Raw genomic sequence first — 24753 nt, 5'->3', positions numbered from 1 at the left:
CCAGGGTCAGCGGGCAGGACGGGACGCCACGGCGCCCCTGCGCTGCCCGGGCTGCTTGCGCCGGCGCCCGGCGCCCCCGGCTGGCAGGCAGGCCGGAGCCCAGATCCTCCGTCAGCCGATGGCGATGGCCACCTTGCCGAAATGCGCGCCGCTCGACATGTAGCGGAAGGCTTCTGGCGCCTCATCGAAGCTGAAGGTGCGATCCAGCGCCGGCTTCAGCTGGTTTTCGGCGATGGCGGCGCACATGGATTTCAGGTCGTCGATGGAGCCGACCGTGACGCCTTGCAGGCGCTGCTGCTGCATCACCATGAGCGACAGGCGCGGCTCCTGGCGGGCCTCGCCGGCCAGCACGCCGATGAAGCCGATCATGCCGCCGATGCGGAGCGCCCGGATCGACTCGTTGAGGGTGCCGACGCCGCCCACCTCCACGACGATGTCGACGCCGCGACCGCCGGTCAGCACGCGGGCCAGCTTCCCCCATTCCGGCGTTTCGCGATAGTTGATGGTTTCATCCGCGCCGAGCGTTTTCAGCCGTTCAATCCTGGCGTCGCTGGACGAGGTGGCGATGACGCGGGCGCCGGCCAGTTTGGCGAATTGCAGCGCGAACAGTGAAACGCCGCCGGCGCCCTGGGTCAGCACGGTGTCGCCCGGTTTCACCTGGCCGCATTTCACCACGGCGCTCCAGGCCGTGAGGGCGGCGCAGGGCAGGCAGGCCGCCTCAGCGTCGCTGAGGTGCGCAGGCGCCGCGACCACGGCGTGCGCCGGGAACACCCGATATTCGCACAATACGCCATCGACCGAGCCGCCGAGCGCCGCCGCCATCTTCTCCGCGCTGGCGTCGCCGCCGTGCCAGTTCTCGAAGAACGAGCCGATGACCCGGTCGCCTTCGTTCCAGCCGCGCACGCCAGGCCCGACTTCCGCGATGACGCCGGCGCCGTCGGAGACGGGGATCAGCGGAAATTTTTGCCGCGAGCCATAGCCGCCGCGCACCGTGATGAGGTCGCGATAATTCAGCGAGACGGCGTTGATGCGCACCAGCACCTCGCCGCGCCCCGGCGTTGGCCGGTCAATCTCCACCTTGCGCAGGCCGTCGAGGCCAGAGGCGTCCTGAAGCTGCCAGGCTTTCATCATTCACTCCCATAAACCGCTGCCGGCGCGAGCCGGACAATCGTTTGTTTGATTGATCTGGAAGGCGCTCCCACTGGGAGGCGCCAGGTTCAGTTGCGGAGGCGCTCCTCAATCAGTTGCCGCCGCGCTGGCGTCAACGCCGTGGCCGGATTGCCCGTACCGAACGGCGGCTGCGGGGCATAATGCATGCTGAGTTCGATGGCTTCGCCGAGTTCGCGCCCAACCAGCAGGCCGCAGAGCACAAGACCCATGTCGATGCCGGCGGACACCCCGCCGGAGGTCAGATATTTGCCGTCCACATGCACGCGATCCGCGACTGGCGTGGCGCCGAGCGCGGCCAGAGCGTCATGGGCGCGCCAGTGCGTGGCGGCGGCCCGGTTCCGCAGCACGCCAGCCGACGCCAGCAGCAGGGCGCCCGTGCACACCGAACAGGTGTAGCGGCTGGTCTGGTCGATCCGTCGCAGCCACTCCATCACCGCGGCGTCCCCCAGCAGGCCGCGCAGGGCAGATGGCATGCCGCCGGGAACGATCAGCACGTCGGCGCGGTCCACATTGTCCAGCGACGCGGCCGCCTGGATGACGATGCCGCCGCCGCATGTGACCGGGCCGCCGTCCGGCGACACCGTGACGATGTCGGCTTCGGGAAGCCGCGACAGGGAATCATACGGCCCCACGGCGTCCAGCGCCGTCATGCCGTCATAAACGAGCAGCGCGATCCGCATGCGTCCCTCCCTTGCGGGCCGGCTCAGGTCTCCAGCGTCCGGCCGAGACGCCCGGCCAGGTCCTGGATGTATTGCCAGGCCGTGCGGCCGGAACGATAGCCCCGCGTCGTCGCCCATTCCAGCGCGTCGCGGCGCAATTCAGCCGGATCGATCGCGAGGCCATAGTGGCTGACATAGCCATTGACCATGGCAAGGTATTCGTCCTGGCTGCACTTGTGGAAGCCAAGCCACAGGCCGAAACGGTCGGAGAGCGACACCTTTTCTTCCACGGCCTCGCCAGGATTGATGGCGGTGGAGCGCTCATTCTCCATCATGTCGCGCGGCAGCAGGTGCCGGCGGTTGGAGGTGGCGTAAAACAGCACGTTGCGCGGCCGCCCCTCGATGCCGCCGTCGAGGGCCGCCTTCAGCGACTTGTAGGAGGTGTCGTCGGAATCGAAGGACAGGTCGTCGCAGAACACGATGAAATTGTAAGACGCCTCGCGCAGGAGGTTCATCAGCACGGGCAGGCTGGCGATGTCCTCGCGATGGATCTCGATCAGCTTCAGCCGGTCATTGCCAGTTCGCCGGGCGCCATTGCCGTCGCCATTGTTAATGGCGGCGTGCACTGCCTTGACCAGCGAGGACTTGCCCATGCCGCGCGCGCCCCACAGCAGGGCGTTGTTGGCAGGCAGGCCGCGGGCGAAGCGCGTGGTGTTGTCCTGCAGCTGGTCGCGCGCCCGGTCGACCCCCTGCAACAGCACCATCTCGACCCGGTTGACGTGCGGCACGGCGGCAAGGCGCGGCGGCGCGGCGTGCCAGACGAAGGCGTCGGCGCTCTCAAAATCCGCGATGGGTGGCGGTTCTGGCCAGGCGCGCTCCAGCGCCGCAGCGATGCGGTTGAGCGCCTCCGGCGCGCCGGCCTGGACAAGCGCGGCGGCGAACGCCTGCCAGGAAGCCTGTGACGGGTGCTGTGCGTCGTGATCTTGGGTCATGTGGTTATCCGGGCGCTCCTGCGTCGTAACGGAACGGGAGCCAGCGGGGGAAGCAGCGCAGCCGGCGCTTCGCGGCCAGCGTTCTGCGAGCGCCCTGGCCAGGCCATGCCTGCCCGGGGCTCCGTGAATGGCTCTGGAGATCGGTCGGGCGCCGCCTCGGTGATTCCCGCCGGGCCCGGTCCGCAGGGCAGTTTTCGCTTGCGCGCGCGTTCTTGTCGACAGGCCGTCCCGCGTGGCGGCCTGGCGTCCCGGGCATGACGGCGACTGTCCCGGCCCGCTTCAGGCCCGCCTTGCGCCACGTCCGGCCCCTTGTGCGTCGTTCATTCCCGGCGTTTTGGGGACATTATGCCTTCACGTTCGGGCGCGCCTTGCGTCAGCGGCTGTTTTCCGGCGGTTTTCTGCGCCCGGTGGCGCTCCCGACACTTGCCTAACTGGCGTCCGGCGCCTATAAGCCGCGCCATCCCACACGTGGAGTTCTGGCCCATGAGCGTAATGGGCTGTCCGGTGATCGCGGCTTTCCCGGCTGGCGGTCTTCTCGGCTCCACGGAGGTACAACCGGAGAAAATATCATGGCGCTTCCTGAATTCACCATGCGTCAGCTGCTCGAAGCTGGCGCGCACTTTGGCCACCAGGCCCACCGCTGGAACCCGAAGATGAGCGAGTACATCTTCGGCGTCCGCAACAACATCCACATCATCGACCTGGCCCAGTCGGTGCCGATGCTGCACCGCGCCCTGCAGGCCGTGTCCGACACCGTGGCCGCTGGCGGCCGCGTGCTGTTCGTCGGCACCAAGCGTCAGGCGGCCGACTCCATCGCTGAATCGGCCCGCAATTCGGCCCAGTACTTCGTGAACTCCCGCTGGCTCGGCGGCATGCTCACCAACTGGAAGACCATCGCCGGCTCCATCCAGCGTCTGCGCAAGCTCGACGAGATGCTTTCCAGCGGCGCCGCCCAGGCGCTGACCAAGAAAGAGCGTCTGATGCTGTCGCGCGAGCAGGAGAAGCTCGAGAAGGCGCTTGGCGGCATCAAGGATATGGGCGGCACGCCCGACCTGCTGTTCATCATCGACACCAACAAGGAGCAGCTGGCGATCAAGGAAGCCCGTCGTCTGGGCATCCCGGTCGTGGCCATCGTTGACACCAACTGCGACCCGGACGGCATCACCTATCCGGTTCCGGGCAATGACGACGCCGGTCGCGCCATCCAGCTGTACTGCGACCTGGTCGCCCGCGCCGCCATCGACGGCATCTCGCGCGGCGCTGGCGACATGGGCTTCGATCAGGGCGCTGAAGAAGCGCCGATCGTCGAGGAACTGGTCGTGAGCGATGCTCCCGAAGCTTTCGCTGACGAGGTGTTCGAGGCGCTGGCCGCTCCGCGCGGCGCGCCAGACGATCTCACCAAGCTGCACGGCGTTGGCCCGGAGCTGGAAGCCAAGCTGAACGAAGGCGGCGTCTTCCACTACTGGCAGATCGGCGCCCTGAAGGACGCGGATATCGCCCGTCTCGACGCGGAGCTGAAGCTCAATGGTCGCATCCAGCGCGACAACTGGGTTTCCCAGGCGCGCGCGCTCGTCGAAGCCGCCTGATCGCGGTCTGATTGACGTCTCCAGGGCGATCCGCCCGGGTGGCCGGATGGTCGCCGGGCGGGGGCTTTGAAACTGATCGGCCCGGCGTTTCACCAACGCCGGGCCCTGCCTGTCTTGGGTTGTGGCTTTGCGTCAGGCAAGGTTGCGCAAGGTTGCGAAGACGCCCAGGTTTTTGATTTCACGCATTTTCGTTGGCAAGGCCGCGTCAGCCGCGCTTGAAAATGCTCCGGGCCGGACGCATGTTCCTGGCCATATTTTCAGGGGACGACCATGTCGAACATTACAGCCGCAATGGTGAAAGAGCTTCGTGAGAAGACCGGCGCGGGCATGATGGACTGCAAGTCGGCGCTCAACGAGTCCGGCGGCGACATCGAGGCCGCTGTCGACTGGCTGCGCAAGAAGGGTCTGTCCAAGGCCGCCAAGAAGGCTGGCCGCGTCGCCGCCGAGGGTCTGGTCGCCGTTGAGTCGTCGGGCAAGACCGCCGCGATCGTCGAGGTGAACTCCGAGACCGACTTCGTCGCCCGCAACGACAGCTTCCAGGCGTTTGCCCGTGAAGCCGCCAAGATCGCCCTTAATGGCGACGGCACGCTCGCCAACCTTGAGGCCGCCCACTTCCCGGGTGAGAGCGTCACCGTCAAGGATCGCCTGCAGGAACTGATCGCCACCATCGGCGAGAACATGAACCTGCGCCGCGTCAACCGCCTGCACGTGGACAATGGCTTCATCGCCACCTACGTCCACAACGCCGCCGGCGAGGGCCTTGGCAAGATCGGCGTTCTGGTCGCCCTGGAGTCGACCGGCGAGGTGTCGCAGCTTGAGACGCTTGGCCGCCAGATCGCCATGCACGTGGCCGCCACCAGCCCGGCTGGCCTCGACGCCGCGTCGATCCCGGCCGAGGTGCTGGAGCGCGAGAAGGCCATCCTGCGCGACAAGAACGCCGGCAAGCCCGAGAACGTGCTCGAGAAGATCGTCGAGAGCGGCATGAAGAGCTACTTCAAGGAAAACACCCTTGTGGAGCAGCCGTTCATCCATGATCCGTCGAAGACCATCAACCAGGTGCTGAAGGAAGCCGAGGGCAAGGTCGGCGCGCCGGTCGCCCTGAAGGGCTTCGTTCGCTACGGTCTGGGCGACGGCATCGAGAAGGAAGAGGCGCCGGACTTCGCCGCTGAAGTCGCCGCCGCCGCCAAGGGCTGAGGCAAGAGGCTGGCGCAAGAGGCTTGCGCCAAGGCGCGATGCGGGTTTGCTTCGAGGTAAATTGAAGCATAAACAGCAGTTTGGATTCGGTTTTTGATCTGATGGATCAATGCTTCTCCTGCGCTGTTGCTGGTTGACGGGCGGATCGCGGAAGTGGCGATCCGGCCGCGGCGACCCGCCTGGTAATCCCGACCCCGGCCCGTTTGGCCGGGGTTGGCGCATCAGAGGCTTTTTGGGCGAAGCTGCTCGCTGCGCCAGAGCTTGAGGACGCTGTCCCGCCCGCCTTTCGCCCGGCTGGCGGGAGAACGCCCGGCCAGCTGGCCAGAAATTGGGGGATCGCATGCAGGTGAAACGCGCGCTGCTCAAACTGTCCGGTGAGGCGCTCGCCGGTCCGAACGGGTCGGGACTGCACGGCGAGACCCTCACGGCGATTGCCGCCGATATCGCCGCGGCCAACCGGGCGGGCTTCGAGGTCGCCATCGTTGTCGGCGGCGGCAATTTTTTCCGGGGCGTGCAGGGTCTCTCGCGCGGTCTTACCCGCAACGCCGGCGATTCGATCGGCATGCTGGGGACGGTGATGAACGCCCTGGCGCTGGAGCACGCCATCGAGGCCGCCGGCGTTCCCGCCCGGGCCATGTCCGCCATCGCCATGCCGGCCCTTTGCGAGAGTTACGCCCGCCGGCGCGCCATTGACCATCTGGGTAATGGCAAGGTGGTGGTGCTGGGCGGCGGCACCGGCAACCCCTGGTTCACCACCGACACTGGCGCGGCCCTGCGCGCCGCCGAACTGGAGTGCGACGTGCTGCTGAAGGGCACAAACGTTGACGGCGTTTATGATTCCGACCCGCGCGCCAATCCCCACGCCATCCGTTTCGACCGCCTGACCCACGCGGAGGCCATCGCCCGCGACCTCAAGGTGATGGACACCGCGGCCTTCGCGCTGGCGCGGGACAGCGGCCTCAGCATCCTGGTGTTCTCGCTGCATACGCCAGGCGCCATTTGCGCCGCCTTGCGCGGCGAGGGCGCATTCACGCTGGTCGCGCCGCAATAGCATCGTGGGGCGGTTTTCCGTTTGCTGACGCGCGATGCTCGCGCGCGGCGCATAAAGCCGCTATGAAGCTGCGATCTGTCGGAGGCGGGGACGGCGTCGCCGCCTCTTCCGCCTGGCGCGCCGCGGCGCCGCCACCCAACCAAACTGATTGCCTGGGCGAGACATATGACAACCGCGAATTTCGATCTTGAAGACATCAAGCGCCGCATGACCGGCGCCATCAATGCGCTGCGCCATGATCTCGCGAGCCTGCGCACCGGTCGCGCCTCGGCAAACCTGCTTGATCCGATCTCGGTGGACGCCTATGGCGCCGCGACGCCGATCAGCCAGGTGGCGACGATTTCCGTGCCGGAGCCGCGCCTGCTCAGCGTCCAGGTCTGGGATCGCGGCATGGTCAACGCGGTGGAGAAGGCGATCCGTGAGTCGGACCTCGGCCTCAATCCCAACACCGAAGGTCAGGTCATCCGCCTGCGCATCCCGGAGATGAACGAGCAGCGCCGCAAGGAAATGGTCAAGGTCGCCCACAAGTATGGCGAGGAGGCCAAGGTCGCGATCCGCCATGTGCGCCGCGACGGCATGGACCTGCTCAAGAAGCTGGAGAAAGCTGGGGACATCAGCGAGGACGATCAGACCCGCTTTGGCGACCAGGTGCAGAAGGCCACGGATCAGGCTGTTGCGGAGGCCGATCAGACCGTCGCCGCCAAGGAAAAGGAAATCATGCAGGTCTGACGGTCCGCGAGGGCCTTCGGGGCGCCTTGCCCGGTGAAGCGGATTTCGCTTCAGTTCGGAGGAATGCGCTAACTTGCAGGGGCAGGCAGATCCGGCGTCCGCGTCCGGGTTTGTCCGCGACAGGCGGACCGGGGCCGGCGACGATGGGGTTTGCCGGAACCAGGGCTGGGGTCAGGAAACGGATGGGCGTTGCAGGTGAAAAGTTGACGACGCCCGCTTCTGGCGATGTGGCGGCCGGCGCCGCCCCCGCCGTGCGGCATGTCGCCATCATCATGGATGGCAACGGGCGCTGGGCGACCCGACGCGGCCTGCCGCGCGCCGAGGGCCACCGGCGCGGCGTCGAAGCCCTGCGCCGCACCGTGCGCGCCGCCGTCGACATCGGCCTCCAATATCTGACGGTGTATTCGTTCTCCTCGGAGAACTGGCGCCGGCCGGCCGCTGAGGTCGGCGCCCTCATGGGCCTGTTGCGCCTGTTCTTTCGCCGTGACCTCGCTGATCTGGAGCGCATTAACGTCCGCGTCCGCTTTATCGGCGAGCGCGGCGGCCTCCAGGATGACGTGCGCGCCATTCTGGATGAAGCGGAAAGGCGCACCGCCCGGAACACCGGCCTCAACCTGGTGGTGGCGTTCAACTACGGCGGCCGGCAGGAAATCGCCGCCGCCGCGCGGCGCATCGCGGAACTGGCGGCCGCTGGCGAGCTGAAGCCGGAAGACGTCGGCGAGGAACTGGTCGGCCGCATGCTGGACACCACTGGCATGCCCGACCCCGACCTGGTCATCCGCACCTCGGGTGAAATCCGCACGTCCAATTTCCTGCCGTGGCAGACGGCGTATTCTGAATATGTGTTCACGCCCGTGCTGTGGCCCGATTTCGACGGGGAGGCGCTGGGCGCCGCCATCGCCGAATTCACCCGGCGCGACAGGCGCTTTGGCGGCGTTGGCGAGACCGGCGTCCAGACCGGGGGAGGCGAAGAGGCTTGAGCGGCGGTTTCCTGTCAGGCGGCTCCCGGGGTGGGCGCCCGGAGCTGGCGCGCCGCACGGCGTCGGCCATCGTCCTTGGCGCGGTGGCGCTCGCCTCCGCCTGGACTGGCGGCTGGCCGCTGGCGATCGTTTGGGCCCTGGCCGGCGCCGTCGCCGCCCGGGAGTGGTGCGCCCTGGCCCAGTCCATCCCGGCGCAGGGCCGTTATGCCGCCGGCTGGGGCGCCGCTGCGCTCGTCGGGCTGACCGGCGTCGTCGCTTTCGCCGACAGGCCCGGGGTTGCGGTTCTTGCCGGCGGCATCGCCAGCATCGGGCTCGGGTTTCTTGTCACCCGCTCGGCGGCGGGCGCCGCGCAGACCCTACTGGGCTTTGCCGTTGGCGCCGTTCTGGCTGTCACGCCGGTCGCCGCGCGGCATCTGCCGGAGATCGGCTTCGGCGTGCTGCTCTGGATGTTCGCGGTGGTCTGGACCACTGACGTCGCCGCTTATTTTACCGGCAAGACCTTTGGCGGCCCAAAATTGTGGCCGCGCGTCAGCCCGGGCAAGACCTGGTCCGGCTTCGCTGGCGGAACCGTGTCTGGCGCGCTGGCCGGGGTGCTGTTGCTGACCCTCGGCTTCGACTGGAGCCTGTCGTGGCGGCTGGTGGTCGTTTCAGTCCTGGCCTCGGTTCTCGGACAGGGCGGCGATCTGGCTGAATCCGCCCTCAAGCGCCGCGCCGGCGTCAAGGATTCTGGCGCGCTGATACCTGGCCATGGCGGCGTTCTCGACCGTCTCGACGGCTTCTGGGCGGTCACCGCGCTGGTTGCGGTCGGCATGTTGCTGGGGGTTCTCTGACCATGGACGGCAAGCGATGAGCGTGCATCTCCAACCCGCGCCGGCAAAATCGCCGGAGCCGGCCACGGGCGTACGCCGCGTGACGGTTCTGGGGGCCACCGGATCGGTCGGCCGCTCGACCGCGGCTGTGCTGGATGAGCGCCGGGACCGTTTCCGCGTCGCCGCCCTGGTGGCGGGGTCGGACATTGACGGCGTGGCCCGTCTGGCCCGTCAGCTTGCGCCGGAGTTTGTCGCGGTGGCGGATCCGTCGCAGGGCGCAGCCCTGCGCGCCGCGCTGGAAGGAACCGGCGTTGCCAGCGGAGCCGGCGCGGCGGCGGTGAACGACGCCGTCGCCCTGTCCTGCGATGTGGTCGTCGGCGCCATTTCCGGCGCGGCGGGTCTGCGCCCGACGCACGCGGCGATGCAGGCCGGGCGGGTGATGGCGCTCGCCAACAAGGAGTGCCTTGTCTGCGCCGGCGCCGCCTTCATGCGCGACGCAGTGGCGCGCGGGGTGCCGGTGTTGCCGGTTGATTCCGAGCATAACGCCCTTTTCCAGGCCCTGGGGGCAGAGCCGGCCGACAGGGTGGAGCGCATGACGCTCACCGCTTCCGGCGGCCCCTTCCGCGACTGGGCCGCCGACGCCATGGCCGGAATCACCCCGGCCCAGGCGCTGGCCCATCCCACCTGGGCGATGGGTCCGAAGATCAGCATTGATTCCGCCACGCTGATGAACAAGGGGCTGGAGCTGATCGAGGCCATGCACCTGTTCGGTCTGCCGCCGGATCGGCTCGACGTGCTGGTGCATCCCCAGTCGGTCATTCATGGGCTGGTGACGTTCACCGATGGCTCGGTGACAGCCGGCATGGCCTCGCCCGACATGCGCATTCCCATCGGACATTGCCTGGGGTTGCCGGAGCGTCTGGACCTGTCGACGCCACGCCTCGACCTGGCCAGGATCGGCTCCCTGACGTTTGGCGCGCCGGATCTGGAGCGCTTTCCGGCGTTGCGGCTGGCCCAGGAAGCGATGGCGGCCGGCGGCGGCGCCGCCGCTGTGCTCAACGCCGCCAATGAGGTGGCCGTCGCCGCCTTTCTTGCCGGGCGCATTGGTTTTTGCGCCATCCCGACGCTCATCGCCAGGGTGTGCGAAACCATGGCCGGGGTGGCGGCGCCGTCGAGCATTGACGACGCCCTGGAAATTGACGCGGAGGCCCGCGCCCGGGCCACGGCCGCGCTTGCTGCGGGGCGTGCTGGCTGACGGCGGCGCGCCGCCGGTTTCAGGCGCCGGCGCCTGAATGCAGCCAGGATTCAGTTTGATATATGCACAGGGACGTCAACGGGTTTTTCGGCGGGGCGTTCCCTCGCGGCGTCGGGATGAAGTGTGGTTAAATCAAGCGGATAGACTGGTTTCCTGAACCGGTTTGACCGGATTTGTCTCCAGGCTGCCGTCAACATTTGCGGAGAGTGGAAGCGCGATGGATATCAGCGGGCTGACAGGTCTGTTCGGGTCGTTTTTGGGCTCGGTCATCCCTTTCATTTTTGTTCTGTCGATCGTCGTGTTCGTGCATGAATACGGGCACTACATTGTCGGCCGCTGGTGTGGCGTCGGCGTCAGGGCTTTTTCGATTGGTTTTGGCCGCGAGCTGTTCGGCTGGACCGACCGTCACGGCACGCGCTGGAAGGTCTCGGCGATTCCGCTGGGCGGCTATGTGAAGTTCGAAGGCGACGCGGGCGCGGCCAGCACGCCGGATCATATCGGGCTTGGCGGCATGAGCCCGGCGGAGAAGGCGCGCAGCTTTCATTACGCCACCCTGCCGCGCCGCGCCGCCATCGTCGCCGCCGGGCCGGTCGCCAACTTTATTCTCGCCATCGTCATCTTCAGCCTCACCATTTTCATCTATGGCCGGATGGAGCTGGTCCCGCGCATCGACGCCGTGCAGGAAAACAGCGCCGCCGCCCAGGCCGGTTTCCATGCCGGCGACGTGGTCCGGGCCATCGACGGCGAGCCGGTCGCCAGCTTCGCCGACATGCAACGCATCATTTCCGGAAGCGCCGGGGAAAAACTTGCCTTCACCGTCGACCGGGGCGGGGCGGTGATCCGGATCGAGGCCACGCCGGCCGTGCGCGAGCTGTCCACGCCGTTCGGCAAGCAGCGCATCGGCATGCTGGGCGTGCAGGGGTCGCGCAATCCGGCCGACGCGCAGGTGCGCCATTACGGCCCGCTGGAATCCTTGCGGATGGGGACGCTGGAAACCTGGTATGTGGTGGACCGCACCTTCGCCTATCTGGGGAAACTCATCGTTGGCAAAGAATCTGTGGATCAGCTTTCAGGGCCGATCCGCATCGCCCAGGTGTCTGGCCACGTGGCGCAAATGGGGCTGACGCCGCTGCTGAACCTGGCGGCGTTCCTGTCCGTGTCGATCGGCCTGCTTAACCTCTTTCCCATTCCGATGCTCGACGGAGGGCACCTGCTGTTTTATGCAGTGGAGGCCGTGCGGGGGCGGCCCATGAGTGAGCGCCTCCAGGAGTATGGTTTCCGTATTGGCCTTGCCCTTGTGCTGATGCTGATGCTGTTCGTGACCTGGAACGATCTCATGCATCTGGGCAGTTTGTTTGGCCTGCGGGCATCGTGACTTCGTAACCACGGTTGGGAAAAAACCTTTTGTTAACCCTCTCTTCGATTGCATGCGGACGTAAACCCGTTAGAAGCATTTTGAGAGGCAGCGTAGAACGCATGGATAGCGCCCCCTTGAAGGGGTCCATAAGAATCAGGGCGGCCAGTTTATGAATGTGACTGCAACGATCCGCAGTGTGGGTATGACAGGCGTGAGCCGTCTTGCTCTTGCGACCGGGCTCCTGCTGGCGACCGGCGTCGTCGGCGTCCAGGCCCAGACGGCAGCGGAGGGCTATGGGCAGCACCGCAGCGCCTCCCGCGCCAGTGAACGCCAGATCGTCAATCGGGTGGTCTTCGAAGGTAACAAGAAGATCCAGAAGGACGTGCTCCTGGGCGAACTGTCGACCAAGGCGCGCGATCCCTACAGCCCGGCGACAGTCCAGAGCGACGAGGCGCTGCTGCGTGAGATCTACAAGCGCGGCGGTCGTGGGTTCGCCACTGTTTCCAGCCGCGTCGTGCCGCTCGACAATGGTCGCGTCGACGTCGTCTTCACCATCAAGGAAGGCGACAAGACCGGCGTGAAGGAAATCAACTTCGTCGGCAATCACGCCTATTCGTCGACCCGTCTGCGCAACCTGATGCAGACGACGGAGATGAACCTGCTGTCGTGGCTGAAAACCTCCGACGTGTATGACCCGGACAAGATTGCCCAGGATGAGGACGCGATCCGTCGCTTCTACCTGAAGCATGGCTACGCCGACTTCCGCATCGTGCAGAGCGACGCGGTGTTCGACGAGGCCAAGGGCGGCTGGATCATCACCATCGGCGTGGAAGAGGGGCAGCCCTATCGCGTCGCTGACGTGAATGTGGAATCGCGCATTCCGGGCGTCTCGGCTGACGAAGTGCGCAGCCGCATGAAGACCTCTCCTGGCGACGTCTATGACGCTGACGCCATCGAGAAGGGCATGGAGTCGATGACCACCGACGTGATGCGTCGGGGCTATCCCTTTGCCCAGGTGCGGCCTGCCGGCGTGCGCGACAGCCAGAACAACACCATCGGCCTGACCTATGTGGTCGAGGAAGGCCCGCGGGTTTACGTGGAGCGCATTAACATCCGCGGCAACGCCCGGACGCGCGACTACGTCATTCGTCGCGAGCTCGACCTGGAAGAGGGCGACGCCTACAACAAGGTGCTCGTCGATCGCGCCGAGCGTCGCCTGAACAATCTTGGCTACTTCAAGAAGGTGCGCGTCACCAACGAGCCGGGCAGCCAGCCTGACCGCGTGATCCTCAACATCGACGTTGAAGATCAGGCCACGGGTCAGTTCTCGGTGTCGGGCGGTTATTCGACCCAGGACGGCATCATCGGCGAAGTGGCTGTCTCCGAGTCCAACTTCATGGGACGCGGCCAGTACGTGCGCCTCGCCGGCCAGCTCGGCCAGCGCGCCAACGGCGTGCAGCTCTCGTTCACCGAGCCGTACTTCCTTGGCCAGCGTCTCGCCGCCGGTTTCGACATCTTCACCAAATATGTCGACAACACCCGGTACGGTAACTACGAGACGCGGACGTCGGGCGGCACCATCCGCTTCGGCCTGCCGATCACGGAAGAGTTCTCGGTGCAGCTGCGTTACTCGCTGTATCAGACCAACCTGAAGGTGCCGAACACCTACAAGAAGCCTTACAACGACTGTAGCGTGCCGCTGCCAGGCTACACCACGGTGTTCTCGCCGAACGATCCAGGCCGTGGCCTGTATCTCTATGACGGCACGCCTGGGGCCCTGTCGTACTATCCGAACTGCGCTTACGACGGGGAAGCCTCGATCGCGGTGAAGGAATCGCGCGGCAACACGATCACCTCGCTGGTTGGCGCCACGCTGACGTACAGCACGCTGGACAACATCAAGGATCCGCGTAGCGGTATCTTTGCCGAGGTCCGTCCCGAGGTGGCTGGTCTTGGCGGCGACTCCAAGTTCATCCGCGCCACCGGTGAGGCCCGCTACTACCGCGAGCTGTTCGATGATGTGGTCGGCATCCTGAAGATCCAGGGCGGTCATATCAGCCCGATCGGCGGCAAGGACCTGCGCCTGACCGACCAGTTCTTCATGGGCCCGACCCTGGTGCGCGGCTTCGCGCCCTCCGGCATCGGCCCGCGTGACCTGAACGGCGATCCGGCCACCAACGGCATTGGCGGCACCACCTATTTCGGCGCCAGCGTCGAGGTGCAGTTCCCGATCCCGCTGGTTCCGCGTGAGATTGGCCTGAAGGGCGCCCTGTTCGCCGACGCCGGCACGCTCTTTGGCTACAAGGGCAAGCGCTACTTCGATCTGAACAACAACGGCGTTATCGAGGGCTGGGGCGCCATGGGCTGCAGCACCGCGGGCCTGCCGGTTCAGCCGGAGTGTGTGAACGTGTACGACTCCAAGTCGATCCGTTCGTCGGTTGGCGCCAGTATCCTGTGGCAGTCGCCGCTGGGTCCGATCCGCTTCGACTACGCTTATGCGATTTCGAAGGCGACCGGCGACCGCACCCAGGCGTTCCGCTTCTCCGGTGGCGGCAGCTTCTGATCTATCGCTGGCGGGCGGCCGTGCGGCCGCCTGTGTCTGATATGCTTCGCGGCGGGTCGTCTTCTGGACGTCCCGCCGTTTTCACTGTATGGCCCCGGATAATGACTGACCCGGTATTCTTCAGGCCCGTGCGCGGCATCGCCCTGCAGGAGGTCGCCGCGCTGGCTGGCGCCCCGATTCCCGAAGGGATTGACCCGTCGCGGATGGTTCTCGACGTCGCGCCGCTTGAAAGCGCCGGGCCGGACGACCTGTCCTATATGGACAACGCCAGATATGTGGCCCAGCTGGGCGCGACCCGCGCTGGCGTGGTGCTGGTGGCGGAGCGTTACGCCGCGCGGGTTGGGGCAGGGTCCGTCGCCCTGGTCTGCAAGGATCCGCATCGGGCATACGCTGGCGTGCTGGCGGCGCTTTACCCCGAGGCCATGCGGCCTGGGTCATTCTTCGGCGCTTCGGGCTTGGCCCCCGGCGCCTTTGTGCATCCGGAAGCGCGCATCGAGCAGGGGGCGATCATCGACCCCGGCGCGGTGATCGGCGCCGGCGCTGAGGTGGGGCGCGGCTCGGTTATCGGGGCAACGTCGGTGGTCGGGCCGGGCGTGCGGATTGGCCGTGACTGTTCGGTCGCGCCGGGCGTGGTTATCCAGCACGCGCTGCTCGGCAACCGGGTCATCATTCACCCTGGCGTCCGCGTCGGGCAGGACGGGTTTGGCTTCGCCATGGGCGCGTCCCATCTGAAGCTGCCGCAGATTGGCCGGGTGATCATCCAGGACGACGTGGAGATCGGCGCCAACACCACCGTTGACCGGGGCGCCACGCGCGACACCATGATCGGCGAGGGCACGAAGATCGACAATCTGGTTCAGATCGCCCACAACGTGGTGATCGGCCGTCATTGCGTCATCGTCTCTCAGGTGGGCATAGCGGGGAGCGCCACCATCGAGGATTATGTGGTCATCGGCGGCCAGGTGGGCGTCATCGGCCATGTCCGGGTTGGAGCGGGTTCACAGATCGCGGCGACATCGAATGTCAATTCGGATGTGCCGCCCGGCTCCATCTGGGGGGGCACCCCGGCGCGTCCAGTCAAGGAATGGTTCCGGGAAATCGCGGCGCTGAAAAAGCTTGCGTCGCGCGACAGGAACAAGTGAACAATTCTGAAGGTCAGCAGCCGTCTACGGTCCTGACGGGCATCAGCAAGGAGCATTTTGATGGAAGGGGCGCCGCAAAAGCTTGAGTCGGCGGATATTGTGCAGATCATGAGCTATCTGCCCCATCGGTATCCATTTTTGCTCGTGGACCGCATCATTGAGATCGATCGCGATAATTCCTGCATCGGCATCAAGAACGTCACGTTCAACGAGCCGCAGTTTCAGGGGCATTTTCCCACCCGCCCGCTGTTCCCTGGCGTGCTGCTGATTGAAGGCATGGCCCAGACCGCTGGCGCCATCTGCGTCGCCAGCAAGCTGGCGGAGTCGAAAGCGCCCAAGCAGGTGTTTTTCATGACCATCGACAAGTGCAAGTTCCGCAAGCCCGTGGAGCCGGGGGACGTTGTCGAGTTTCACATGCGCAAGCTCAATAACCGCCGCAACATGTGGTGGTATCGCGGTGAGGCCAAGGTGAACGGCCTGCTGGTCGCCGAGGCCGAGGTTTCCGCCATGCTGGTGCTTGAGTGACCATGGACGCCCGCATTCATCAGCTCGCTGTCGTTGACCCGGCTGCGCGGCTTGGCCACGGCGTCAGCATTGGCCCGTTTTGCACCGTTGGTCCTGATGTGACGCTTGGCGATGGCGTTGAGCTGGTCAGCCATGTCGCCGTCGCGGGCCGCACCACCATCGGCGCCCGCACCAGAATCTACCCGTTCGCGTCGATTGGCCATGCGCCGCAGGATCTCAAATACGCCGGCGAGGCCTCGACGCTGGATATCGGCTCCGACTGCATGATCCGTGAGGGCGTGACCATCAACCCCGGCACGGCGGGTGGGGGGATGGCGACGGTTGTCGGCGACCGTTGCGCCCTGCTGGCGAATTCCCACATCGGCCACGACTGTCATGTCGGCAGCAACGTGATCATGTCCAACAACGTGATGCTGGCGGGCCATGTCACGGTGGGGGATCATGTCATTCTGGGCGGCGGCGCGGCGGTCATCCAGTTCACCCGCGTCGGGGCGCATGCGTTCGTGGGCGGCATGTCGGGACTTGAGAATGATCTCATTCCCTATGGCATGGTGATTGGCAATCGCGCCCATCTTGCCGGGTTGAACCTTGTCGGGTTGAAGCGGCGCGGTTTTGCGCGTGAGGATATTCACGCCCTGCGCCGCGCTTACCGGTTGCTGTTCGCGGCCGAGGGCACGCTGCTGGAGCGCGTGGCCGATACGGAAAGCGAACTGGGCGGACATCCGCTGGTCACGGAAGTGCTGGCGTTTATCCGCGAAGGCGGGGACCGGGCGATCTGCACCCCGCGCCAGGCCGAGGGCTGATTGGTGGAGGCGCCGGTCGCCATTCTGGCCGGCGGCGGGGCGCTGCCGCTGGCGCTGGCGCATACGCTGCGCCAGCAGGGCCGTCCGGTTGAAATCCTGGCCCTGCGTGGCTTTGCCGACCGCGACACGCGCCGCGCGGCGGGCGCCGTACGCGATCTGCTTGACGCCCGGGGTATTCTTGACGTGCTGCACGCCTGGCGGCCAGGCGCGATTTGCCTGGCTGGCTATGTTCATCGCCCCGGGCCGCTGGCGCTTCTGGGGGCCTATTCCGCATTCCGCAATCGCGAGCTGATTTCACGCCTCGCCGCCGCTGGCGATGACGGGCTACTGCGTGGTGTGGTCAACCTTCTGGAAGATCAGGGCTTTACCGTAGCGGGTGTTCATGCGCTCGCGCCCGGATTGCTGGCCCCGGCGGGCGTGCTGGGCGAGGTTTCCCCGACCGCCGCCGCCGCCGTCGATATCGGTTTTGCCCTGCTTGGCAGTCTGGCGCCGTATGACGTCGGACAGGCTGTCGTCGTAGCCGGAACGCGGGTTTGCGCCGTGGAGGGGCCGGAAGGCACAGACGCCATGATTGCGCGCGTGCGAAAATTGTGGGGCAGCGGCCGCCTGCCGCGTTCCGACCAGGCGCCGGTGCTGGTGAAAACCGCCAAGACGGGCCAGGATTTGCGCATTGACATGCCGGTAATTGGCCCGCGCACGGTGCGTTGCGCGGCTGCGGCGGGATTTGCGGGCATCGCCGTGGGCGCCGGGCAGACGATGATCATCGACCATGCGGCGACGGTTGCCGAGGCCAACCGGCGGCGCATGTTTCTGGTCGGTGTTTCTCCGGCCGGCTGACGCGGCGTCGGCCCGTCCGCGCGCTGCGCGCCTCCAGCCAGGATTGGCGCCGCCTGTTCGTTGACAGATACACGCTCTGACGCCGCGGCGCCGGAATGGCGCGCATGGCTGAACACGCAGCCGGCAGGTGAGCCGGCGTCTCCGGGAGGACATGGTGAATTCAGCGACCCCCCTGAAAGTGTGGATGGTGTGTGGCGAGGAATCCGGCGACCAGCTCGGGGCCGGGCTGGCCGCCGCGCTGAGACTGCGGCTTGGCTCTGGCGTCGCATTCGGCGGCGTTGGCGGGGAGCGGCTCGCCCGGGAAGGCTTGCAAAGTCTGTTTCCCCTGTCCGACATCGCCGTCATGGGGTTCATCGCCCCGGTCATGCGTTTGCCAACGCTGATCCGGCGGGTCTACCAGACCGTTAACGCCATTGTCGCCGCCCGGCCAGACGTGCTGGTCATCATCGACAGCCCGGATTTCACCCACGCGGTGGCGAAACGGGTCCGCAAACGTTTGCCGGAGTTGCCAATCGTCGATTATGTCAGCCCCAGCGTCTGGGCCTGGCGCCCCGGCCGGGCCCGCAAAATGGCGGCCTATGTCGACCATCTGCTGGCGCTGTTGCCGTTCGAGCCCGAGGCGCACCGGCGCCTGGGCGGCCCCGCCTGCACCTATGTCGGCCACCGGCTGATCGAGAAACTGCCCCTGCTTCGGGGCGACCGGCAGCTGGATCATCCCCTGGCCAGTCCGCCGCGATTGCTGGTTCTGCCGGGCAGCCGGCGCAGCGAAATCTCGCGGTTGCTGAACGTGTTTGGCGAAACCCTCGGCCAGTTGCACGATCGCGGGCTGCATTTCGATCTGACGCTGCCGGCGGTCAGTCATCTGGAGAATGAAATACGCGCGGGCGTCGCCCGATGGAAAACGCCGCCGCAAATTGTGGTTGGCGAGGCGGCGAAGTTTCACGCCTTTCAGCAGGCCGACGCGGCCCTCGCGGCCTCCGGCACCGTGACCCTGGAGCTGGCGCTGGCCGGCGTGCCCATGGTTGTGGCTTACCGGGTTTCGGACATCGAAAGCGCCATACTTCGCCGGCTCATCACCGCGCAGTCGGCGGTGCTCGCCAACCTTATTCTTGGTGAGAACGCCATTCCCGAATTCATCCAGCAGGATTGCACGATCGATAACCTGTCCGCCGCGCTGACGCCGCTGCTGTCAGACACGCCCGTGCGCCGCGCCCAGATCGCGGCCCTGGCCGAGGTTGAGGCCCGCATGACAACAGGGGGCGAGACGCCGTCGGAACGGGCGGCGGGCATCGTCCTAGACGTGGCGATGCGGGGGAGAGGCTGAGGCGACAGGCAACGGGCATGCCGGACCGCCATGAGTTCGGCATACCCGATGAAGGCGTTGCAGATGAAGGCGTTGCATTGGGTCCATCAACGATGCGACCGGTCTTGCGTCCGGCACCCCCCCGGGTGAATGCGTCGCCGGATGCGATGCTCCCACGTTTTATATTTCGCGCCGCCCCAACCCGGGCCGCATCCCGCCCTGGCCATTAGGTCCTCGCGTCATCCGCGTTTCCAGAAAAAAACCCCGGCGCCATGGCCGGGATTTTCTGTTTCCAGCGCGGGAAAAATCAGCGCTGGTTGATGTTGACGTAATCGCGACGCGGCGCGCCGGTGTAGAGCTGACGCGGACGGCCGATCTTCTGCGCCGGATCCTCAATCATTTCCTTCCACTGGGCGATCCAGCCCGTGGTGCGGGCGAGGGCGAATAGCACCGTGAACATGGCGGTGGGGAAGCCCATGGCCTTCAGGGTGATGCCCGAATAGAAGTCGATGTTCGGATACAGCTTCTTCTCGATGAAGTATTCATCGGAAAGGGCGATGCGCTCCAGCTCCATGGCCACCTCGAGCAGCGGATCGTCCTTGATGCCGAGCTCGTTGAGCACCTCATGGGTGGTCTTCTGCATGATCTTGGCGCGCGGGTCGTAGTTCTTGTAGACCCGGTGGCCAAAGCCCATCAGACGGAACGGATCGTTCTTGTCCTTGGCGCGGGCGATGAACTCCGGAATACGGTCAACGGTGCCAATTTCTTCAAGCATCTTGAGGGCGGCTTCGTTGGCGCCGCCGTGGGCGGGTCCCCACAGGCAGGCGATGCCGGCGGCGATGCAGGCGAACGGGTTGGCGCCCGATGAGCCGGCGAGGCGCACGGTCGAGGTCGAGGCGTTCTGCTCGTGATCGGCGTGCAGGATGAAGATGCGGTCAAGGGCGCGCGACAGCACCGGGTTGACCTTGTATTCCTCGCACGGCACCGCGAAGCACATCTGCAGGAAGTTCGACGTGTAGTCGAGATCGTTCTGCGGATAAACGAACGGCTGGCCAACATGATATTTGTAGGCGAGGGCCGCGAGGGTCGGCACCTTGGCGATCATGCGCATGGAGGCGATCATGCGCTGCTTGGGATCATTGATGTCGGTGGAGTCGTGGTAGAACGCCGACAGGGCGCCAACCGAGGCCACCATGATCGACATGGGGTGCGCGTCGCGGCGGAAGCCATGGAAGAAGCGCAGCAGCTGCTCATGCACCATGGTGTGACGGGTGACGCGATAGTCGAAGTCCGACTTCTGCTGGGCGGTCGGCAGCTCGCCTTCCAGCAGCAGATAGCAGGTTTCGAGGAAGTCGCCGTGCTCGGCCAGCTGCTCGATCGGATAGCCGCGATACAGCAGGATGCCTTCGTCGCCGTCAATGTAGGTGATCTGCGACTCGCACGAAGCGGTCGAGGTGAAACCGGGATCGAAGGTGAACATCCCGGTGTCTTTGTACAAGGGCGCGATATCAACGACGCTTGGCCCGATGGTGCCCTGTTTGATCTTCAGGTCCACCGAGTTTCCATCGACGCTTAGTGCAGCCGTTTTTGCGGTCATTGAATCACCCTTGGCATGGTCTGACCGGGCGGCGCTAACAAACCACGGAAGGGTCGTTGGCCGCGCCGCGCGGTGCTGGGTTATCTCGCTGCGCAAAACCCGCAGGGCGTAAGGCAGCAAGTGCTTCGGTAAACGATTTGCCGGGGGCCTTCAAGCGTAACTGCGCTTCCGGCCGTCAGGCATGGCAGGTCTGCGTGGCGGGCGGGCGCCGCATTGCTGGCGGCGCCGCGGCAAGCGGCAAGGCCGCCGCCACGGGTTCCGGGCAAAAGCCGTGGCGTCCGCGCCGACATGAAAACGGCCATGCTTGCGTGGCCGTCTGTCCCTGAATCTGCCTTTTCCGATGCGGGGCGCGCGCCTCAGGCGGCCTGATCGCGAATGCGGGCGAGGGATTCGTCCCGCCCCAGAACCGTCATCACGTCAAACAGGCCGGGGGAGGTGGTCTTGCCCGTCAGCGCCGCGCGCAGGGGCTGGGCCACCTGGCCGAGCTTGACGCCCTCCGCCACCGCCACATCGCGCACCGCCGCCTCCAGGGCCTCGCCCGCCCAGTCCTGCAGCGGCTCGATCCGGGCCAGGACGCTGGCGAGCCGCAGCCGGGCCGCGTCGTCGAGCAGCGCCGCCGCTTTCGGCTCCAGCGGCAACGGGCGCGCCGCATAAAGATAGGCGGCGCTGTCGAGCAGCTCCACCAGGGTTTTCGCGCGCTCCTTGAGGCCGGGCATGGCCGCCAGCAGTTTGGCGCGCTGTTCTGGCGTGAAGGTGGGCCCAAGCCCACGCGCCGGGCCAAGTTCCGGCAGGATCGCCTCGATCGCCTCCACCAGCCGCGCGTCGCTGGCGTTACGCATGTAGAGACCGTTCAGGTTCTCCAGCTTGGCGAAGTCGAAGCGCGCCGCCGAGCGGCCAATCTGGCCAAGACCAAAGGCGGCGATCATTTCATCGGTGGAAAACACTTCCTGGTCGCCGTGGCTCCAGCCGAGACGCACCAGATAGTTGCGCAGCGCCTCCGGCAGGTAGCCCATGCTGCGATAGGCCTCGACCCCAAGGGCGCCGTGGCGCTTGGAGAGCTTGGCGCCGTCCGGCCCATGGATCAGCGGAATATGGGCCATCACCGGCGTTTTCCAGCCCAGCGCCTCATAAATCTGCTTCTGCCGCGCGGCGTTGGTCAGGTGGTCGTCGCCGCGAATGACATGGGTGACGCCCATGTCGTGGTCATCCACCACCACCGCGAGCATGTAGGTGGGGTTGCCGTCAGAACGCAGCAGCACCAGGTCGTCGAGGTCCCTGTTCTGCCAGACAACGCGGCCCTGCACCTCATCCTCGATGACGGTTTCGCCAGTCTGCGGGGCTTTCAGACGCACAACCGGCTTCGCGCCGGCGGGCGCTTCGGCCGGGTCGCGATCGCGCCAGCGACCGTCGTAGCGCATGGGCCGGCCCTCCTTGCGGGCCAGTTCGCGCATCTCCGTCAGCTCTTCGGGCGTGGCGTAGCAATAATAAGCGTCGCCGCTGGCCAGCAACTGGTCCACCGCCTCGCGATGCCGGGCGGCGCGGCCATGCTGGTAAACCACGTCGCCGTCCCAGTTCAGGCCCAGCCAGCCAAGGCCGTCGATAATGGCGGCGATGGCGGCGTCGGTGGAGCGCTCGCGGTCGGTGTCCTCGATGCGCAATAGCATCTTGCCGCCATGCTTGCGCGCATAGAGCCAGTTGAACAGAGCGGTGCGGGCCCCGCCAATATGCAGATAGCCGGTCGGAGACGGAGCGAATCGCGTGATGATCTGATCGGTCATGGGCTCAACAGCGTATGAAATACGAAAGGGCGGCGCCCGGCTGGGAGTCGGGGTCCGGATGGGACTGGCGGAAGCGATCCAGCAAGAGCGGATCTCCGCTTTTGCATCAGGATCTGTATTAAATCAAAGCGTTGGAGCGCCAGTGTGACGTCATGTCCGCCACGGGCGCCCAATGTTCTTCATCGATGAGAGCCGCGCGCCACGCGGCGGCCGCTCTGGCGCCGCCGCCCGCGCCTGTCCGTTCACGCGGCGCCGTCTCCGGGCGCTGTAAACGCCTGATGCGCTCGTGTAGCATGGGGCGGCGGCCAGTCGAAGCCGGATGTGGGGCATGACTGGACGTTGATTGTTGCTGTTGTATGGCGGGCGCAGCCTGCCTGACGCCGGACGGCGCATGAAGCCATTGGGGGACGCGCAGGGCGGGGCGGCGGAAGCCTCGCGCCGGTCTGGTGCGCCTGCGCTCGCGTGGGGCTGGGGGCTGTTTGCCGCGAAGGCCAGGCCCGGTGGAACGGACGCCGGATTTCAGGAGGAACGCGCCCCTGATGGCGCGCCTGGGTTACGGGAACAATCCCTTGCAACGCTGGCGCCCTCCACCTGGATTCGCCAGCGGGTCGCCAGCCTGTCGCGTGAGGCGCGCCTGTTGCGCCGGGCGCCAACCGCGACAATCCGTGTCTGGGCGGCTCTGGCGCTGCTCCAGATCCGGGACTGGCTGGGCGGGGAAATCGACCAGCGCCGCCACTGGCTCTGGCTGCCGGTGTTCTTCGGCTGCGGCGTTCTCTGGTATTTCAACCGGTTGACGCCGGGCGACGCCGGCCCCTCGCTCGTCGCCACGCTCGCACTGCTGCTGGCGGCGGCGACGCGCAGGCAGCCGGCGGCGCGCATGGCGCTGATCGCCCTTGCCATGATTCCGGCCGGTTACGCGGCCAGCGCCTTGCGGCTCGCGACCTTGCAGGCTCCGGTCCTGCAACGCCCGACCATCGGCGAACTGACCGGCCATGTCATAGCGGTGGACCAGCGCGGCGCCGGGTTGCGGCTGCTTGTGGCGCCGGTGAGTTTCGCCGGCCTGTCGCCCCAACAATTGCCGCGCCGGGTGCGGCTGTCGTTACGCCAGGCGGAACCTTTGCGCGCCGGCGTAACGGTGCGGGCCCGCGCGCGTCTGCTGCCGCCGCCGGAAGCGGCGCGGCCAGGCGGTTATGATTTCGCCCGCGACGCGTGGTTCAGGCAGACGGGCGCTTCAGGGTCAATTATTGGCGGCGTCGCCGTCTGGCAGGGGGGAGGCGGCGGGTGGGTTGAAGCTGGCGGGGGCCGGGCGGCTCCGAGGCCGGATCAGCGCCGCATGGCGGCGGCGCAGGATGCGCGCGCCCCGCCAGAGCCGCCCCTGGCCCTGCGTCTCGCCGCATGGATTGACAATGGCCGCATGCAGCTGACGGAGCGCATCGCCGGCGCCTGGGGCGGCCAGGCCGGCGCGGTCGCCGCCGCCCTTGTCACCGGCAAGCGCGGACAGATTACGGAGCAGACCAACGCCTGGCTCAGGGCGGCCGGCATCTATCACATCATCTCCATTTCCGGCCTGCACATGGTGCTGGCCGCCGGCATGTTCTTCTGGACGGCGCGGGCGGCGCTGGCCCTGTCGCCCTGGTGCGCCCTGCATCTGCCGGTGCGCAAGATCGCCGCTGTCCTCGCCATGGCCGGGGCCACAGCCTATTGCGTGTTTTCCGGAGCCGATGTGGCCACCGAACGCTCGCTGATCATGATCCTCGCCATGTTGGGGGCAATCCTCGTCGACCGTGAAGCGCGGCGCGATCTTTTGCACCTTCCAGCGCGATCTTTTGCACCTCCCGTCCTGAAGTGGCCGATTCCGGCGCGATCTTTTGCACCTCTGGTCAGGTTGGCAGGGCCGGCCATGGCCAGTCATCGACCTGCTGCGTCGTGGTGACCGTGCCGTCCGTGATAGCTGCGGCCACGGCGGCCTCTGCCGCAAAGCAGGCATCGACATGGGCCAGCACCGCGTCACTGATGGCGATGATCTGCGGGGCGGTCAGGCTGACAAAGCTGCCGTCCGCGCCTTTCCAGCCCACGGTATAGCTGCTGTCCGCATCGGCCTTGATGCGGGCGCCCATGATCATGGTCTTGGAGCGGTCATCCGTCGCCACTGGTACACCGGCCACGGTGATGCCGCCCGTCTCCGCCTGCCAGCGCTTGTCGGCGGCGTAGGCGGCCAGATCGGCCTGCGACGGTGGCGGCGGCGGAGGGGGCTCCGAAAGCTCGCCACCCTCATAGACCCATCCCTGACGGACTGCCGCAGAGCATTCGACGAGACCGGCCGCGAATGCTGGCGTGTAGAGATCCACACCCGGGACCAGCCCGTCGGCCAGGTCGATGACCTCTACGACGATCCCGCCGTCGACGCGCGCGTAACGAGCCAT

20 protein-coding genes and 1 pseudogene are annotated in these 24753 nt (G+C 66.5%); 15 read left to right on the top strand and 6 right to left on the bottom strand.

Going from position 1 to position 24753, the window contains the following annotated elements:
• Positions 1–111 precede the first annotated feature (111 nt).
• From EV666_RS04130 to EV666_RS04120, 3 genes are all read right to left on the bottom strand, one after another.
• Positions 112–1128 carry a zinc-dependent alcohol dehydrogenase family protein gene (locus EV666_RS04130; protein WP_132003764.1) on the bottom strand — a complete coding sequence of 339 codons (1017 nt, stop codon included), beginning with the start codon at positions 1126–1128 and terminating at the stop codon, positions 112–114.
• A gap of 89 nt (positions 1129–1217) precedes the next feature.
• Entirely contained in the window at positions 1218–1850 is a 633-nt protein-coding gene (locus tag EV666_RS04125; protein ID WP_132003506.1) for a DJ-1/PfpI family protein, read from the bottom strand.
• Positions 1851–1873: 23 nt separating this feature from the next.
• On the bottom strand, positions 1874–2821 hold the full coding sequence (locus tag EV666_RS04120) for an ATP-binding protein (protein ID WP_132003503.1): 948 nt from the start codon (positions 2819–2821) through the stop codon (positions 1874–1876).
• A gap of 569 nt (positions 2822–3390) precedes the next feature.
• Here EV666_RS04120 and EV666_RS04115 point away from each other — a divergent pair.
• The 14 genes from EV666_RS04115 to lpxB all read left to right on the top strand — a co-directional run bounded on the left by EV666_RS04115 (position 3391) and on the right by lpxB (position 18976).
• Positions 3391–4407, top strand: coding sequence for a 30S ribosomal protein S2 (locus EV666_RS04115; protein WP_132003500.1), 1017 nt, complete (start codon positions 3391–3393; stop codon positions 4405–4407).
• Positions 4408–4677: 270 nt separating this feature from the next.
• Complete coding sequence (tsf, locus tag EV666_RS04110) at positions 4678–5601, top strand: translation elongation factor Ts (protein ID WP_132003497.1); 924 nt, start codon at positions 4678–4680, stop codon at positions 5599–5601.
• A gap of 340 nt (positions 5602–5941) precedes the next feature.
• On the top strand, positions 5942–6652 hold the full coding sequence (gene pyrH, locus EV666_RS04105) for a UMP kinase (protein ID WP_132003494.1): 711 nt from the start codon (positions 5942–5944) through the stop codon (positions 6650–6652).
• 165 nt (positions 6653–6817) lie between these two features.
• Positions 6818–7381 carry a ribosome recycling factor gene (frr, locus tag EV666_RS04100; RefSeq protein ID WP_132003491.1) on the top strand — a complete coding sequence of 188 codons (564 nt, stop codon included), beginning with the start codon at positions 6818–6820 and terminating at the stop codon, positions 7379–7381.
• Positions 7382–7563: 182 nt separating this feature from the next.
• The gene (locus EV666_RS04095) at positions 7564–8361 is read left to right on the top strand and encodes an isoprenyl transferase (protein WP_132003488.1); all 798 of its coding nucleotides are present in this window, start codon (positions 7564–7566) and stop codon (positions 8359–8361) included.
• Positions 8358–9191: a phosphatidate cytidylyltransferase gene (locus tag EV666_RS04090; RefSeq protein ID WP_132003485.1), complete on the top strand. Its 834-nt coding sequence runs from the start codon at positions 8358–8360 to the stop codon at positions 9189–9191. The genes EV666_RS04095 and EV666_RS04090 overlap by 4 nt, the downstream gene beginning before the upstream one ends.
• 16 nt (positions 9192–9207) lie before the next feature.
• On the top strand, positions 9208–10425 hold the full coding sequence (gene dxr / locus EV666_RS04085) for a 1-deoxy-D-xylulose-5-phosphate reductoisomerase (protein WP_132003481.1): 1218 nt from the start codon (positions 9208–9210) through the stop codon (positions 10423–10425).
• Between the two features lie 217 nt (positions 10426–10642).
• Positions 10643–11800 carry an RIP metalloprotease RseP gene (rseP, locus tag EV666_RS04080; protein WP_132003478.1) on the top strand — a complete coding sequence of 386 codons (1158 nt, stop codon included), beginning with the start codon at positions 10643–10645 and terminating at the stop codon, positions 11798–11800.
• A 184-nt stretch (positions 11801–11984) separates the two neighbouring features.
• The gene (gene bamA, locus EV666_RS04075; RefSeq protein WP_376885588.1) at positions 11985–14345 is read left to right on the top strand and encodes an outer membrane protein assembly factor BamA; all 2361 of its coding nucleotides are present in this window, start codon (positions 11985–11987) and stop codon (positions 14343–14345) included.
• A 101-nt stretch (positions 14346–14446) separates the two neighbouring features.
• Positions 14447–15487, top strand: a complete 1041-nt coding sequence (gene lpxD, locus EV666_RS04070; protein WP_132003472.1) for a UDP-3-O-(3-hydroxymyristoyl)glucosamine N-acyltransferase — start codon at positions 14447–14449, stop codon at positions 15485–15487.
• Between the two features lie 60 nt (positions 15488–15547).
• Positions 15548–16012 (top strand): 3-hydroxyacyl-ACP dehydratase FabZ, encoded by a 465-nt coding sequence (gene fabZ / locus EV666_RS04065; RefSeq protein WP_132003469.1) that lies wholly within the window; start codon positions 15548–15550, stop codon positions 16010–16012.
• Between the two features lie 2 nt (positions 16013–16014).
• Entirely contained in the window at positions 16015–16815 is an 801-nt protein-coding gene (lpxA, locus tag EV666_RS04060; RefSeq protein WP_132003466.1) for an acyl-ACP--UDP-N-acetylglucosamine O-acyltransferase, read from the top strand.
• A complete protein-coding gene (locus tag EV666_RS04055) occupies positions 16816–17652 on the top strand; it encodes an LpxI family protein (RefSeq protein WP_132003463.1) in 837 nt (278 codons plus the stop codon).
• 151 nt (positions 17653–17803) lie between these two features.
• The gene (gene lpxB, locus EV666_RS04050; protein ID WP_132003460.1) at positions 17804–18976 is read left to right on the top strand and encodes a lipid-A-disaccharide synthase; all 1173 of its coding nucleotides are present in this window, start codon (positions 17804–17806) and stop codon (positions 18974–18976) included.
• A gap of 286 nt (positions 18977–19262) precedes the next feature.
• On the opposite strand, the gene gltA is transcribed toward lpxB, so the two are convergent.
• The gene (gene gltA, locus EV666_RS04045; protein ID WP_132003457.1) at positions 19263–20552 is read right to left on the bottom strand and encodes a citrate synthase; all 1290 of its coding nucleotides are present in this window, start codon (positions 20550–20552) and stop codon (positions 19263–19265) included.
• 356 nt (positions 20553–20908) lie between these two features.
• Entirely contained in the window at positions 20909–22330 is a 1422-nt protein-coding gene (gene gltX / locus EV666_RS04040; protein ID WP_132003454.1) for a glutamate--tRNA ligase, read from the bottom strand.
• 877 nt (positions 22331–23207) lie between these two features.
• Between gltX and EV666_RS18865 the strand changes: the two are divergent.
• Positions 23208–24122 (top strand): annotated as a pseudogene (locus EV666_RS18865) (ComEC/Rec2 family competence protein); the annotation flags it as partial.
• An 88-nt stretch (positions 24123–24210) separates the two neighbouring features.
• Here the strand turns inward: EV666_RS18865 and EV666_RS04030 are convergent.
• Positions 24211–24753: a DUF4376 domain-containing protein gene (locus EV666_RS04030; RefSeq protein WP_132003448.1), complete on the bottom strand. Its 543-nt coding sequence runs from the start codon at positions 24751–24753 to the stop codon at positions 24211–24213.

It is taken from the genome of Camelimonas lactis (assembly GCF_004342915.1).
GTDB lineage: Bacteria > Pseudomonadota > Alphaproteobacteria > Rhizobiales > Beijerinckiaceae > Camelimonas > Camelimonas lactis.
Note: the sequence above shows the minus strand (reverse complement) of the source record. Positions and strands in the feature narration are given on the sequence as shown.

What these genes read in the sequence shown, in the direction of transcription:
- frr (WP_132003491.1), top strand. Translation starts at nt 6,818, where the DNA reads ATGACAACCGCGAATTTCGATCTTGAAGACATCAAGCGCCGCATGACC.
- EV666_RS04130 (WP_132003764.1), bottom strand. Translation starts at nt 1,128, where the DNA reads ATGAAAGCCTGGCAGCTTCAGGACGCCTCTGGCCTCGACGGCCTGCGC.
- gltA (WP_132003457.1), bottom strand. Translation starts at nt 20,552, where the DNA reads ATGACCGCAAAAACGGCTGCACTAAGCGTCGATGGAAACTCGGTGGAC.
- pyrH (WP_132003494.1), top strand. Translation starts at nt 5,942, where the DNA reads ATGCAGGTGAAACGCGCGCTGCTCAAACTGTCCGGTGAGGCGCTCGCC.
- gltX (WP_132003454.1), bottom strand. Translation starts at nt 22,330, where the DNA reads ATGACCGATCAGATCATCACGCGATTCGCTCCGTCTCCGACCGGCTAT.
- EV666_RS04095 (WP_132003488.1), top strand. Translation starts at nt 7,564, where the DNA reads ATGGGCGTTGCAGGTGAAAAGTTGACGACGCCCGCTTCTGGCGATGTG.
- dxr (WP_132003481.1), top strand. Translation starts at nt 9,208, where the DNA reads ATGAGCGTGCATCTCCAACCCGCGCCGGCAAAATCGCCGGAGCCGGCC.
- tsf (WP_132003497.1), top strand. Translation starts at nt 4,678, where the DNA reads ATGTCGAACATTACAGCCGCAATGGTGAAAGAGCTTCGTGAGAAGACC.
- lpxB (WP_132003460.1), top strand. Translation starts at nt 17,804, where the DNA reads ATGGTGAATTCAGCGACCCCCCTGAAAGTGTGGATGGTGTGTGGCGAG.
- EV666_RS04115 (WP_132003500.1), top strand. Translation starts at nt 3,391, where the DNA reads ATGGCGCTTCCTGAATTCACCATGCGTCAGCTGCTCGAAGCTGGCGCG.
- EV666_RS04030 (WP_132003448.1), bottom strand. Translation starts at nt 24,753, where the DNA reads ATGGCTCGTTACGCGCGCGTCGACGGCGGGATCGTCGTAGAGGTCATC.
- bamA (WP_376885588.1), top strand. Translation starts at nt 11,985, where the DNA reads ATGACAGGCGTGAGCCGTCTTGCTCTTGCGACCGGGCTCCTGCTGGCG.
- lpxA (WP_132003466.1), top strand. Translation starts at nt 16,015, where the DNA reads ATGGACGCCCGCATTCATCAGCTCGCTGTCGTTGACCCGGCTGCGCGG.
- lpxD (WP_132003472.1), top strand. Translation starts at nt 14,447, where the DNA reads ATGACTGACCCGGTATTCTTCAGGCCCGTGCGCGGCATCGCCCTGCAG.
- fabZ (WP_132003469.1), top strand. Translation starts at nt 15,548, where the DNA reads ATGGAAGGGGCGCCGCAAAAGCTTGAGTCGGCGGATATTGTGCAGATC.
- EV666_RS04125 (WP_132003506.1), bottom strand. Translation starts at nt 1,850, where the DNA reads ATGCGGATCGCGCTGCTCGTTTATGACGGCATGACGGCGCTGGACGCC.
- rseP (WP_132003478.1), top strand. Translation starts at nt 10,643, where the DNA reads ATGGATATCAGCGGGCTGACAGGTCTGTTCGGGTCGTTTTTGGGCTCG.
- EV666_RS04120 (WP_132003503.1), bottom strand. Translation starts at nt 2,821, where the DNA reads ATGACCCAAGATCACGACGCACAGCACCCGTCACAGGCTTCCTGGCAG.